We start from the raw sequence: 12,369 nt of genomic DNA, 5'->3' as shown, positions 1-12,369 counted from the left end.
CGTGCCCGGGGCGGGGACCCGGAGGGGCGGACGCACAGGGGGTGCGGCGGATGGGCGGAGCGTCATGCGGCACGGGCTCCGACCTCCTGCCCCAGACGGGCGCAGGTGCGGTTGATGAGCCGGGAGACATGCATCTGGGAGATGCCGAGCCGATCGGCGATCCGGCTCTGGGTCTCGTCGCAGAAGAACCGCAGGTAGAGAATCTCCCGCTCGCGCTCGGGAAGCCTGCGCAGGCACGGCTTGAGGGATTCGCGCTGGACCACCCGCTCGTAGGAGGACTCGGTGGCGCCGAGGGTGTCCACCAGCGCGTAGCCGTCGTCCGCGCCGCGCAGTGCGGCGTCCAGCGACAGCGTGCGGAAGCTGTCGATCGCCTCCATGCCGACGAGGACGTCCTCCTCGGTCATGCCGGTGTGCCGGGCGATGTCCTTGACGCTGGGCGAGCGGTCGTCCGGTGAGCGGGTCAGCTCCTGGATGGCGGTGCGGACCCGGTTGCGCAGCTCCTGGACCCGGCGCGGGACGTGCAGGCCCCACATATGGTCGCGGAAGTGCCGTTTGACCTCGCCGACCACGGTCGGGACGGCGTAGCTCTCGAAGGCCGAACCCCGGTCCGGCTCATAGCGTTTGACCGCCTTGACCAGGCCGACCATGGCCACCTGCCGCAGATCCTCGGAGCTTTCACCGCGGTTGCGGAACTGTGAGGCGATGCGCTCGGCCATCGGCATCCAGGCCCGGACGACATCCTGCCGCAGGGCCTCCTTCTCCTGACCGTCCGGCAGATCGGCGATCCGGCGGAAGTCGGCGGAGGTGTCGGGGGCGTCGTCGTGTGCGTGCTTGGGGTGTGCTCGGGGGTGTGCTCGTGCGGACGTCATCGGCTGGTCTCCCTTGGGCTGTCGTATCGGTGTCACCACGGGCTCTGGCAATCCGGACAACTCGGGCAACCGTGAACACGCCTTCCGCAGCCGGGCTGCTCCCATGGCGTGCCTCCGGTCCGAAGCACACTGTGCGCGTGCCCGTCCTCGGCACGGCGAAACGGAGTTCGCCCCCATGGATGCCGGTCCGTCCGGTGCGTCATGCGTCACATCGGTCCGGTGCGTCGGCCCGTATGGGCATGTGGGAGGGGTCGCGACAAGGTTTCGGCCCACGACCAAGATTTACGCAGCCTTTCCCGCCGTTTCGCCCATGCGCCGTTGTCCGTACCGGCTTGGCGGAAGAGACTGCACCGGTTCCCCCCGCTTCCCTTCGAACGCCACAGGAGACCGGAGCGTCATGACCTCCATAGACCGTCGAAGATTCATGCAACTTGCCGGCACCGGCACGGCCATGTCCCTCCTCTCCGCCAGCATCGCCCGCGCCGCGGAGATTCCGGCCAACCGCCGGACCGGAAGCCTGCGGGACATCGAGCACATCGTCGTGCTGATGCAGGAGAACCGCTCGTTCGACCACTACTTCGGCAGCCTGCGCGGGGTACGGGGATTCGGCGATCCGCGACCGGTGCGGCTGCCCAACGGCAAGCCGGTGTGGCACCAGTCCGACGGCTCCAAGGAGGTCCTGCCGTTCCGCCCCGAGGTGAACGACCTCGGGCTCCAGTTCCTCCAGGATCTGCCGCACGGCTGGGGCGACGGCCATGCGGCGTTCAACGACGGCGCGTACGACAAGTGGGTGCCCTCGAAGTCGGCCACCACCATGGCGTATCTGACCCGCGAGGACATTCCGTTCCACTACGCGCTGGCCGACGCCTTCACCATCTGCGACGCCTACCACTGCTCGTTCATCGGCTCCACGGACCCCAACCGCTACTACCTGTGGTCCGGTTACACCGGAAACGACGGCAAGGGCGGCGGCCCGGTGCTGGACAACGCGGAGGCCGGCTACGGCTGGACCACCTACCCCGAGCGCCTGGAGAAGGCCGGGATCTCCTGGAAGGTCTACCAGGACATCGGCGACGGGCTCGACGCCAAGGGCGGCTGGGGCTGGATCGACGACGCCTACCGCGGCAACTACGGCGACAACTCGCTGCTGTACTTCAACCAGTACCGCGATGCCAAGCCCGGCGACCCGCTGTACGACAAGGCCCGCACCGGTACCGACGCCAGATACGGCGACGGCTTCTTCGACGTCCTGCGGGCCGATGTGAAGGCCGGGAAGCTGCCGCAGATCTCCTGGATCGCGGCCCCCGAAGCCTTCACCGAGCACCCCAACTGGCCCGCCAACTACGGCGCCTGGTACGTCGCCCAGGTGCTCGACGCGCTCACCTCCGACCCCGAGGTGTGGAGCAGGACCGCGCTGCTCATCACCTACGACGAGAACGACGGCTTCTTCGACCACGTGGTGCCGCCGTACGCGCCCGCCGCCAAGCGGGGCGCCTCGACCGTGGACACCACCGGGGAGCTGTACGCCGGCTCCTCCTCGCAGCCCGCGGGCCCGTACGGGCTGGGGCAGCGGGTGCCGATGCTGGTGGTGTCGCCGTGGAGCAAGGGCGGCTGGGTGTGCTCGCAGACGCTGGACCACACCTCGGTCATCCGGCTCATGGAGCGGCGCTTCGGCGTCGAGGAGCCGAACATCTCGCCGTGGCGGCGGGCGGTGTGCGGCGATCTGACCGAGGCCTTCGACTTCTCCCGGACCGATGTGAAGATCCCGGCCCTCCCGGACACCAGCGGCTACCGGCCCAAGGACAGCGAGCGGCACCCGGACTACGTACCGGCGCTCCCGGCGAACCCCTCGCTGCCCCGGCAGGAGTCCGGGCTGCGTCCGGCCAGGCCGCTGCCGTACGACCTGTCGGCCGACGCCACGACCGGCGCCGACGGCGGTCTGCGGGTCGACTTCGTCCACCACGGCAAGGGCACCGCCGCGCACTTCCACGTGACCTCCACGAGCCATGAGGGCGGACCGTGGGGCTACACCGTCGAGGCGGGCAAGCGGCTGTCCGGCAGTTGGCAGCGCTCCTCGGCGGACAACGGCGCCTATGACCTCCAGGTGCACGGTCCGGCCGGTTTCCTGCGCCACTTCACCGGCCATGCCATCGGCGAGGGCCCCGAGGTGAGCGCCCGTCACGACCGGGCGACCGGGGAGGTCAGGCTGACCCTCGTCAACCAGGGCGACGCGACGGTGCGGCTCACCGTCACGGACGGCTACCACAAGGAGAAGCCGGTGAACTACCGGCTCCGGCCGGGCGCGCGGGTGGTGCACACCGCCCGCACCGGGCGCAGCCACCAGTGGTACGACGTGTCGGTGGTCTCCGACCACGACAGTGGCTATCTGCGCCGGCTGGCCGGGCATGTGGAGACCGGCCGTGCGGGGATGAGCGACCCCGCGCTTTCGGCGGACTGAGCCTCCGCCACCGCTCCCTCGTCGTGCGCCCGTCCGGCTCCCCGCCGGGCGGGCGCGCGGTGCTCCTCCCCCGCACCTATGACGCTCGGGCCGTCAGTCTCCGATATGACGCTCGGGCCGTCAGCGCCGCGCGCCCGAGGCGCGGGTGCGGAACCCGGCCGGGGTCTCGCCCGAGCGCCGCCGGAAGAACTTGGTGAAGACGGTGGCGTCCGGGAAGCCGAGCCGCTCGCCGATGGCCGTGGCGGACAGATCGGTGTGCACCAGCAGCCGCTTGGCCTCGAGCAGCACCCGGTCGTCGATGAACCGCTTGGCGCCGCATCCCACGGTGGCGCGGGTGGCCCGGGTCAGGGTGCGGACGCTGTAGCCCAGCCGGTCCGCGTAGTCCTCGACCCGGTGGGTGCGGGTGTAGTCGCGCTCCACGGCCTGCTGGAAGCGGCGGAACGCCGCGCTGCCCGCCGTGTCCCCGCTCCGGGCGCCGGGCAGATGGGCCAGCCGCAGCACGAGGACGGCGACGAGGTGGCGCACCACCTCGACATGCGCCTCCAGCGGCCCGGACACCGTCCGGTACTCGCTCTCCAGCAGGTCCAGGACGCCCCGGACGGCCTCGGCGTCGGCGCCCTCGGGCACCATCAGCGGGGACCGCGGCGCGGGCCGGTCCAGCCGGGCGACCGCGGCGGTGGCGGCGCCGAGATAGCCGGGTGGGAAGAGCACGGCGACACCGTCCGCCGCGCCGAGGGCGGACCGGAACTGGTGGATCTGCCCGGGGCGCACCCACATCCAGCCGCCCTCGGTCAGCTCGTACTCGGTGAAGTCCACCGAGCAGCGCAGCGTCCCGGAGCGCACGGTGAGCAGCTGGTGGAAGCCGAGCCGCATCGGGGCGTGGACATCGAGGCCATGGCTCCGGGCGCGGGCGGCGAGTCCGGGGAAGTCCAGGACGGCCGCTCCCGGCGGGGCTCCCACGGAGGGCCGGAATGGAACCTCGGTGACATCACGGTGTCCGTTTCTGTCCATAGCGCGTCTTCAGTGTACGGCTGGTGTCCCCTGGTCCGCATCTAGCGTGGAGTGCGTTGTGGTGAACGGGTGACCGAAAGAGTCCCCGTGGTCACCGCTTCCCCTTCCATCGAGAGCATTCCACCCGAAGCAGCCGAGGGAGCGCGCCACCGTGCGATTGATCGTGGGCATGACAGGAGCGACGGGAGCCGTGTTCGGCGTCCGGCTGCTGGAGACACTGGCCGAGCTGCCCGGGGTGGAGACCCATCTGGTGCTCAGCCGCTGGGCGCGCACCACGATCGAGCTGGAGACCGGCCGGTCCGCCCGTGAGGTGGCCGGGCTCGCCGATGTGACCCACTCCCCCGAGGACCAGGGCGCCACCATCTCCTCCGGCTCCTTCCGCACCGACGGCATGATCATCGCGCCGTGCTCGATGAAGACCCTCGCCGGGATCCGGACCGGATACGCCGACGGGCTGGTGGTCATCGTGTCCACCAAGAAGCGCTACGGCGGCTTCGCCAAGGCCGTCGGCATGCGGGTGCTGACCACTCCGCACGGCCTCGGTTACGCCGCCACCGTGATCGTGGTGGACGAGGACGTGGACCCGTTCGACCTCCCCCAGGTGATGTGGGCGCTGTCCACGAAGATGAACCCGGCGGGCGATCTGGTGCGCATCCCCCATCTGTCGGTGCTGGAGCTGGCCCCGCAGGCCGGCACGCCCGGTATCACCGACAAGCTCATCATCGACGCCACCACCCCCGTCGCCCCCGACAACCGCGGCAACTACAGCACCCAGGTGCGCGATCTGCCCGAGACGGCCGAGTGGCTGGCCCGGCTGCGGCAGCTCGCCGCCGCCCGCTGACCACACCACCGACACCCCGTCCCACCCCAACCCAACCCCGCCCCACCTCACCGAAGGACTTCGGATGTCCGACACCACTCCCCCGCGCCCGGCCTCCCCGTGCCCGCGCTGTGCCCACGAGACGATCGAGCACATCACCGGCTCCCCCGTCCCCGGCGTCTGGGAGGTGCTCCAGTGCGCGCGGTGCCTGTGCATGTGGCGCACCAGCGAGCCCGCACGGCGCACCCGGCGCGACGCCTACCCCGAGGAGTTCATGCTGACGCCCGAGGACATCGGTGCCGCGCCGGAGGTCCCGGCCGTCCCGCCGCTGCTCAGGGCCCGAGGCCGGAACGGCTACCAGGTGACGGGGAGTTCGTACACTCCGTAGATCACCGCGTCGTACTTGAACGGGATGTCCGCCAGGTCCGCCGCCATCCGCAGGGTGGGGACGCGCCGGAACAGGGTGGGGTAGACCACCTGGAGCTCCATCCGGGCCAGCGGCTGGCCGAGGCAGTGATGGGTGCCCACGCCGAACGCCTGGTGGTGGCGGGCGTCCCGGCCGATGTCCAGCCGGTCCGGGTCCGGGAAGACGGCCGGGTCCCGGTTGGCCAGCTCACCGAGGAGGATCACCCCCTCACCGGCCCGGATGGTCCGGCCGGCGATCTCGATGTCCTCAAGCGCCGTCCGGCGGCGTCCGAGGTGGACGACGCTGAGGTAGCGCAGCAGCTCCTCCACCGCGGCGGCGATCACCTTGGGGTCGTCGGCCTCGCGGACGCGGGTGAGCTGTTCGGGGTGCTGGAGCAGCAGCAGCGTCCCCATGGTGATCATGTTGGCCGTGGTCTCATGGCCGCCGAGAAGCAGCAGCACACCCATCGCCGCGGCCTCACGGCGGGTCAGCTCGCCCGCGGTGATCTGCCGGCCGAGCCCGGAGAGCAGATCGTCACCGGGCCGGGCGAGCTTCTCCCCCACCAACTCGTCCAGATACCCGGACAGGTTGGCGTGCGCGGCGGCCCGCTCCTCGGGCGTGGCCACGGCGGACACCAGGACCTTGCTGTTGGTCTGGAAGAACTCGTGGTCCTCGTACGGGACGCCCAGCAGCTCCGAGATGACCAGCGACGGAAGCGGCAGCGCGAGCGCCCGGACCAGGTCGGCCGGTTTGGGCCCGACCAGCATGCGGCCGATGAAGTCGTCCACCATCTCCCGCACGACCGGGCGCATCGCCTCGACCCGCTTGATGGTGAAGGCGCCGCTGACCATGCGGCGCAGCCGTACGTGCTCCGGATCGTCCATGCCGACGAAGCTCAGGTCGGTGGACTGCCGTTCGCCGCCCGTGTGGGGCACGGGGCTCGGGAAGCCGGGGTGGGAGAAGTCGGCGCTGAGCCGGGGGTCGGAGAGCAGGGTCTTCTGCTCGGCGTGGCCGGTCACCACCCAGGGGGTGCTGTCGTTCCAGGAGCGGACCCGGGTCAGCGGGCCCCGGCCCGCCAGCCCGCGCAGCTCCGGGGATGGGTCGAAGGGGCAGACCGCGGCGCGTGGCTGGGGAAAGGCGGGGATCTCGGCCGACGCGTCGTCGGCCACGGGCGAGGTGGTCATGGTCTTCCTCCGAGGGTCGGTCGGGAGTGGGCCCCGTTGCTCAGTCCCGAGACTCGCTCAGCTGGATCGCGGCGGCCGGGCAGACGCTCGCGGCCTCCCGGACGGCCGTGTGCTGCCCGTCGGCGGGCTCGGCGTCGAGCAGCAGGACGATGCCGTCCTCCTCGCGCTGGTCGAACACCTCGGGCGCGATGAGCACACACTGGCCCGCGCCGCAGCACTTCTCCTCATCGACGGTGATCTTCATGTCCGGGCCTCCTTGGCCGGGGAACGGCGGGTGACGGGGGCGAGGAGCAGACCGGTGATGGCGTCGGTGAGGGCACCGGCCGTCTCGTCCCAGGACGGCTGGCGCGTACTGGTCCCCTCGGCGAGGGCGCGCTCCCGTTCGGCACAGGTATGGGTGATCAACTGGCGGGCCATGTCGCCGCGTTCGGCCCGTACCTCGGCGGGCAGGGCGTCCAGGCAGCCGCCCAGGCCGTGGAGGGTCTCCCGCAGCGGCTCCCGGGTGAGGGCCTCGTCGGTGACGATCGCCCGCAGCACGGGGTCGGTCATCACCTGGACGGCGAACCGGGCGTACCAGGAGGGGACGCCCAGGGTGGCCAGGTGCTCGGTGGCGGGGCGCACCAGGCAGGCGACCCAGTCCCGGACCTCCTCGCTGCCGCGAGTCTCCTCCGCCATCCGCCGCCGGATCTCCTCGATCGCCTCGGAGTGCTTGCGCATGATGGCGCGCACCAGATCCGCCCTGGTGCCGAAGTGATAGCCGACCGCGGCGACATTGCCCTGCCCGGCCGCCTCGCTGATCTGCCGGTTCGACACCGCGACCAGGCCGTGCTCGGCGTAGAGCCGCTCCGCGGCGGCCATGATGGCCTCGCGGGTCCCGGCGGAGCGGACGGTGCGTGGGTCGGTCACCGTGGCCTCCAGTCTCCGTGGTTCCTGTGAGCTGTCGCGGCCACTCTAAAACGCGTGAATTAAATAAAGCAACTGACTGAAGAGCCCGGCGGGAGGCCGGGCCCTTGGGAGAACGGCGATCAGCCGGCCGTACCGGGCGCGGGCGGGCGGCAGCGCAGGGCGCTCACCGGACCGGACAGCTCGGTGCGTCCCGCGGCGTACGGAATCAGCACGGTCTGGCCGGCGCTCACCGCCAGTGGACGGCCCCGCTCAAGGCCGAGCGTCCCGGCGCCGTCGAGGACCACCAGTACCGAGAAGCCCGGGTCCAGCGCGGCCGTCGGCTCGCCCCGGCACAGCTCGGCCCGGAAGGAGCTCCCGGCCTCCGGTGGCAGCACACTGGCGCCGGAGCCACGCCCGCGCCGGGTCCGCGCAGCCGGGCGAGCGCGGCGGCGTCCACACCGGTGCGGTCCACGGCGGCCAGCGCGCGGCCGAAGCCCAGTCCCAGATGGCCCTCGGTGGCGCCGTCGATCGCATAGCCCTCCCACTCCAGCAGGACGGAGAAGTCGGTGGGCTCCTGAAGCTCCACCAGCAGCACGCCCGCTCCGATGGCATGGGGCATCCCGGCGGGGCACAGCAGCGCGTCCCCCGCGGCCACCGGCACCCGGTGCACGGCGCCGTGCAGCGCCTCCGTATCGCCGCGCTCCACCCAGCCCGCCAGCTCATCGGCGGTGACATCGCGGGTGAAACCCATGCGGATCTCGGCGCCCGGGGCCGCGTCCACCACGAACCACGCCTCGGTCTTGCCGTGGGCGCTGCCCAGATGGGCCCGGGCGAAGGCGCGGTCGGGGTGGCTGTGCAGCGGCAACCGCTGCCCGGCGTCCAGCAGCTTGACCAGCAGCGCGGTGTCCGCTCCGTACGCCCCGGTGTGCTCGGGGCCCAGCCAGGCGCCGGGATCGGCGGCCACGGCAGCGGCCAGCCGGGTGCCGTCCGGCAGCGTGGTCAGCCCGGCGGGGGCCTGGGCGAACCGCGGGGTGGTGGAGGCGACCCAGTCCTCGGGGCGATAGCCGTCGCCGTCCGGGGCGGTGCGCCGGAAGCGGGCGATGGCGCCGGAGTCGCGGTAGAAGGAGCGCGGCTGGTTCGGTGGCAGCTGGACCGGCTCGGCGGTCATCCGGGGTCCTCCCTGATCGGACGGGGCGGGCGGACGGGCGGGGGCGGGTGAACGGGCGGGGATGGGTGGACGGGCGGGGATGGGTGGACGGCTGGCGAGGAGCGGTGGGCGGGTCAGGTCCGCCCACCGCCCCCGCCACGGGGCCACGACGGGCGTCAGACGGCCGGGTGCCAGTCGTGGAACCAACCCTCGGGCAGGCGGTCCAGCGCCTGGTCGAGGGAGCGTCCGGGCAGGAACGGCCTGCCGTGCTCACGGATGACCGCGTTCAGTTCGTCCAAACGGCCCCTGGCCTGCTCAATGCCCCTGGCGCGCCCCTCGGGATCGTGGGTGGACACCGCGTCCCGCCAGATCGACCGGCCCGCCAGATAGCCGCACGCCCCGGCCTGCGCCGAGATCCGTACCTGGGTGCGGAAGTCCTCGTAGCCCACCCCCGCGGACAGGATCACCCAGGGGACCCGTACCGAGGTGTCCAGCTCCTTGCAGGCGGCCGCGGCACGCTCGCGCCCCTGCTCGGTGTCGACGTAGCCCGGGAACTCCACCTTGAGCATGTCGACGCCCAGCCGGTCGGCGTCCACGGCGGAGCGGATGATGCCCTCGACCCGCCGCTCCTTCCACTCCGCCGAGCCGGGGTCCTCCCCGGGCAGCGGATACCAGATGGGCTCCACGACCAGGGGCAGGCTCAGCTCGGCGCATTCGGCGACCAGGTCGCGCACCACCTGGCGCTGGTGTTCAGCGGTGGCCGGGTCGCCGTCCGGGCGGTACCACCACAGCAGCTTGGCGACATCGGTACCGGCCAGCTTGATCTGCCGGGTGGACCACCCCTCGCGGTGCCGGGTGCGGCGCGGCCCCTCGGGGATGCTGTAGTCCTCGTCCTCGATGCTGGCCATCAGACCGACGTCGCGGGGCAGGGCGCCGCTCGCCGTCAGATGGCCGATGCCGTAGTGGGCGTCGAGGAGTACGGCGGTCACGCTGGGCGCGACGGCCCGGATCACGGCGTCCTTCGCCCGGACCACATCCGCGAAGCTCACCGTCCCGGGGTCCGGGGCCAGCAGCTCGGCGAAGTCCGAGAGATGGTCCAGGGCGCAGATCAGAAAGAAGCCGTCCGCGCTGGTCACCCGGGTCAGGCCGCGCAACTTGCCCGGATCGGTGGTCAGGTCGGAGGTGCTCATGAGGGTCCTCTCATCAAGGGGCGTCAAGGGATCGCCGGGCGGATGCCGGCAACCTTCGAGGGTCAACGGGGCGGGAGGTCGGGAGGGTCGGTCGTGGTGGGGGTCGGTGGCCGGTGCGACGGATCGTCCGGCGGGAGCGAGCGGGCGAGCAGCAGCCCGCCCACGAAGGTGTCGCCGAGGCCGATGGTGGCCGCGGGCCGGCAGAGGTGGGGCGCGGGTACGCAGTCCGCCCGCAGCCCGTCCCCCAGCGAGCCGTCGGCCGGGCGGTCCTCGGCGTAGCCGGCCGCGGACGGCGGTTCGAGGTCGGCGGTGGGCTCGCCGTGGGCGGCCCGCGCGGCGGCCAGCAGACTGCCGGTCATCAGCGCGGTCCGCTGCTCGGTGGGGTCGCCGCGGTGGACGGCGAGCACCCAGCCGTCGGCGTGCACACAGACCCGCTCCAGGTGGTACGCGGTGGCGAACCGGGCCGCGGCGGTGACGGGCGAGGCGCGGGCGGAGGGCCCGGCGAGCGCGGCGAGTTCGGACAGGCTCATGCCGACGGAGTCGGCCAGTGGGGCGTACTCGTCGCATCCCGCGCGCAGGGCGCGGACGGTGGCGAACTCGGCGAGTTCGAGGTGGAGCAGCGGCAGTCCGGCGTCCCGCCAGGTGCGGACGACCTCGGTGAGCCAGGCCCGGTCGGCGGGCCCGGTGCCGTCCTCGGGCAGCCCGTTCATGCCGGACAACAGGCCCGCGGCGGCGGTGCGGGCCAGTTCGCCGGAGCGGGCGGCGAACCACTCGTCGCGCTCGATCCCGTCGTCCACGAACCGCAGGATGATCCGGGAGGAGCGAGGCAGCCCCTCCCGCAGTCCGGGCACGGGGGTGCCCGCGGCGAACTCCAGGACGCCGTGCGGCTGTTTGGCCACACGGGGGCGGCCAAGGCCGCCGGGACCACCCGGATCACCCAGACCGCCGAGGCCGCCCGGACCACCCGGTCCGCCAGGACCGTCCGCGCCGTCCGTGGTCCGGCCGCTGCGCGTGGCGGTGTGGGCCAGTTGTCCGGCCGCGACGGTGCCGGTGGGGGTGCACAGACGCACCTCGGGGTGGAGCACCGCCAGTTGCTCGGCGCCGCGGTCGGCCAGCGGAACGACGCTGGGCGCGCCGAGCACGGCCAGTGCCCAGGACGCCTGGGGGCCGCTGCCGCCGAGCTGGACCTGGTCCGGGGCGCCGAGCAGTGTGCTCACCCAGTCGGTGCCGCCCGGCCACAACTCGACGATCTCCCCGCCACGGCCCTGGCGGATCCGCCGGTGGACCTCGGCGGCCACCCGGCCCGCCGGTCCGGACGCGCCCGTCCAGTCGACGAGTGCGGCGATCCGGGCGGGGTCCATCCGGTAGACGTGGTCGACGCAGGCGCTGAATCCGGCGAGGACCGGTGCGGCCGTACGGGCCCGGGCGCGGACCCGCGCGGCGAGGGCGCGGTACCGGTCCGCCCAGACCTCGTCCCGGCTGACCGCCCGCAGCGGCCGCGCGGTGGCCCGCCGGGTCACTCCTTCACCGCCCCGGAGGTGATGCCCGCGACGATGCGGCGCTGGAAGAGCATGACGATCAGCACCAGCGGCACGGTGACCACGACGGAGGCGGCGGCCATGTCGCCCCAGGGCACGAAGTACTGGGACTGGAAGCCCGCGATGCCGACCGGCACGGTCTGGTGCTCGGGTGAGGAGGTGAAGGCCAGCGCGAGCATGAACTCGTTCCAGTTGGTGATGAAGCCGAGCATTCCGGCGGCCGCGATCCCGGGCAGCGCGAGCGGCAGGATCACACTGCGCAGGGTGCGCAGCAGCCCCGCCCCGTCGATGGCGGCGGCCTCGTCCAACTGCGTCGGCAGGGACCGGAAGTGCGCGTACAGCACGAAGATCATCAGCGGTAGGGCGAGCCCGACGTACGAACTGGACAGCCCCGTATAGGTGTCGAGCAGCCCGAGGGTGTTGAGCACCAGATAGAGCGGGACGACGATCGAGATCTGCGGGAACATCGACAGGCCGAGGACGACGGCGAGCACCACGCCCTTGCCCGGCACCGGCAGCCGGGCCAGCGCATAGGTGGCCAGCGCCGCCAGCACCAGTCCGACGGCGGTCGCGGTGACCGTGACGATGACGCTGTTGACCAGGTACTTGCTGAACTCGTAGTCGTTGAAGACGGCCCGGTAGTGCTCCAGCGTGCCCGGGATGGGCAGCCAGTGCGGGGTCACCGAGGACAGATCGCGGTCCCGCTGGAACGAGGTGCTGAGCTGCCACAGGAACGGTGCGACGGACCAGAGTACGACGGCGCCGACGGCGGCCCGGAACAGCACCCGGCGGGTCAGGGCCCGGCGGCGGGCCCGGATGGCGGCGGGCGCGGCGGGGACGGGCGCGGGGATGGCGGTCATG

General features: G+C 72.4%; 12 protein-coding genes and 1 pseudogene. 4 read left to right on the top strand and 9 right to left on the bottom strand.

Features of this window, described 5'->3' with window-relative positions:
- Positions 1-62 precede the first annotated feature (62 nt).
- The gene (locus ACT2CW_RS30070; protein WP_445518887.1) at positions 63-869 is read right to left on the bottom strand and encodes a SigB/SigF/SigG family RNA polymerase sigma factor; all 807 of its coding nucleotides are present in this window, start codon (positions 867-869) and stop codon (positions 63-65) included.
- A 397-nt stretch (positions 870-1,266) separates the two neighbouring features.
- On the opposite strand from ACT2CW_RS30070, the gene ACT2CW_RS30065 reads away from it, so the two are divergent.
- The gene (locus ACT2CW_RS30065) at positions 1,267-3,327 is read left to right on the top strand and encodes a phosphocholine-specific phospholipase C (protein WP_445518886.1); all 2,061 of its coding nucleotides are present in this window, start codon (positions 1,267-1,269) and stop codon (positions 3,325-3,327) included.
- 120 nt (positions 3,328-3,447) lie between these two features.
- Here the strand turns inward: ACT2CW_RS30065 and ACT2CW_RS30060 are convergent, their stop codons facing one another.
- Positions 3,448-4,338 (bottom strand): AraC family transcriptional regulator, encoded by an 891-nt coding sequence (locus tag ACT2CW_RS30060; protein WP_445518885.1) that lies wholly within the window; start codon positions 4,336-4,338, stop codon positions 3,448-3,450.
- 151 nt (positions 4,339-4,489) lie between these two features.
- On the opposite strand from ACT2CW_RS30060, the pseudogene ACT2CW_RS30055 reads away from it, so the two are divergent.
- The 3 genes and pseudogenes from ACT2CW_RS30055 to ACT2CW_RS30045 all read left to right on the top strand — a co-directional run.
- A pseudogene (locus ACT2CW_RS30055) lies at positions 4,490-4,798 on the top strand (UbiX family flavin prenyltransferase); the annotation flags it as partial.
- Entirely contained in the window at positions 4,796-5,179 is a 384-nt protein-coding gene (locus ACT2CW_RS30050) for a hypothetical protein (protein ID WP_445519005.1), read from the top strand. The pseudogene ACT2CW_RS30055 and the gene ACT2CW_RS30050, both read left to right, overlap by 3 nt.
- A gap of 64 nt (positions 5,180-5,243) precedes the next feature.
- Positions 5,244-5,546: a non-oxidative hydroxyarylic acid decarboxylases subunit D gene (locus tag ACT2CW_RS30045; RefSeq protein ID WP_445518884.1), complete on the top strand. Its 303-nt coding sequence runs from the start codon at positions 5,244-5,246 to the stop codon at positions 5,544-5,546.
- Here ACT2CW_RS30045 and ACT2CW_RS30040 read toward each other — a convergent pair.
- The 7 genes from ACT2CW_RS30040 to ACT2CW_RS30010 all read right to left on the bottom strand — a co-directional run bounded on the left by ACT2CW_RS30040 (position 5,513) and on the right by ACT2CW_RS30010 (position 12,368).
- Positions 5,513-6,748: a cytochrome P450 gene (locus ACT2CW_RS30040; protein ID WP_445518883.1), complete on the bottom strand. Its 1,236-nt coding sequence runs from the start codon at positions 6,746-6,748 to the stop codon at positions 5,513-5,515. The genes ACT2CW_RS30045 and ACT2CW_RS30040 overlap by 34 nt on opposite strands.
- A gap of 40 nt (positions 6,749-6,788) precedes the next feature.
- Positions 6,789-6,992, bottom strand: a complete 204-nt coding sequence (locus ACT2CW_RS30035; protein WP_182472775.1) for a ferredoxin — start codon at positions 6,990-6,992, stop codon at positions 6,789-6,791.
- On the bottom strand, positions 6,989-7,606 hold the full coding sequence (locus ACT2CW_RS30030; RefSeq protein ID WP_445519004.1) for a TetR/AcrR family transcriptional regulator: 618 nt from the start codon (positions 7,604-7,606) through the stop codon (positions 6,989-6,991). The genes ACT2CW_RS30035 and ACT2CW_RS30030 overlap by 4 nt, the downstream gene beginning before the upstream one ends.
- A gap of 274 nt (positions 7,607-7,880) precedes the next feature.
- Entirely contained in the window at positions 7,881-8,801 is a 921-nt protein-coding gene (locus ACT2CW_RS30025; RefSeq protein ID WP_445518882.1) for a class I mannose-6-phosphate isomerase, read from the bottom strand.
- A 155-nt stretch (positions 8,802-8,956) separates the two neighbouring features.
- Positions 8,957-9,970, bottom strand: coding sequence for a tagatose 1,6-diphosphate aldolase (locus ACT2CW_RS30020; RefSeq protein ID WP_164423648.1), 1,014 nt, complete (start codon positions 9,968-9,970; stop codon positions 8,957-8,959).
- 62 nt (positions 9,971-10,032) lie between these two features.
- Entirely contained in the window at positions 10,033-11,490 is a 1,458-nt protein-coding gene (locus ACT2CW_RS30015; RefSeq protein WP_445518881.1) for a hypothetical protein, read from the bottom strand.
- On the bottom strand, positions 11,487-12,368 hold the full coding sequence (locus tag ACT2CW_RS30010; protein WP_164423646.1) for a carbohydrate ABC transporter permease: 882 nt from the start codon (positions 12,366-12,368) through the stop codon (positions 11,487-11,489). Before ACT2CW_RS30010 ends, ACT2CW_RS30015 begins: the two co-directional genes overlap by 4 nt.
- Between the last annotated feature and the right edge of the window lies 1 nt (position 12,369).

It is taken from the genome of Streptomyces sp. NEAU-174 (assembly GCF_052665095.1).
This window is presented reverse-complemented; position numbering and strand designations above follow the sequence as displayed.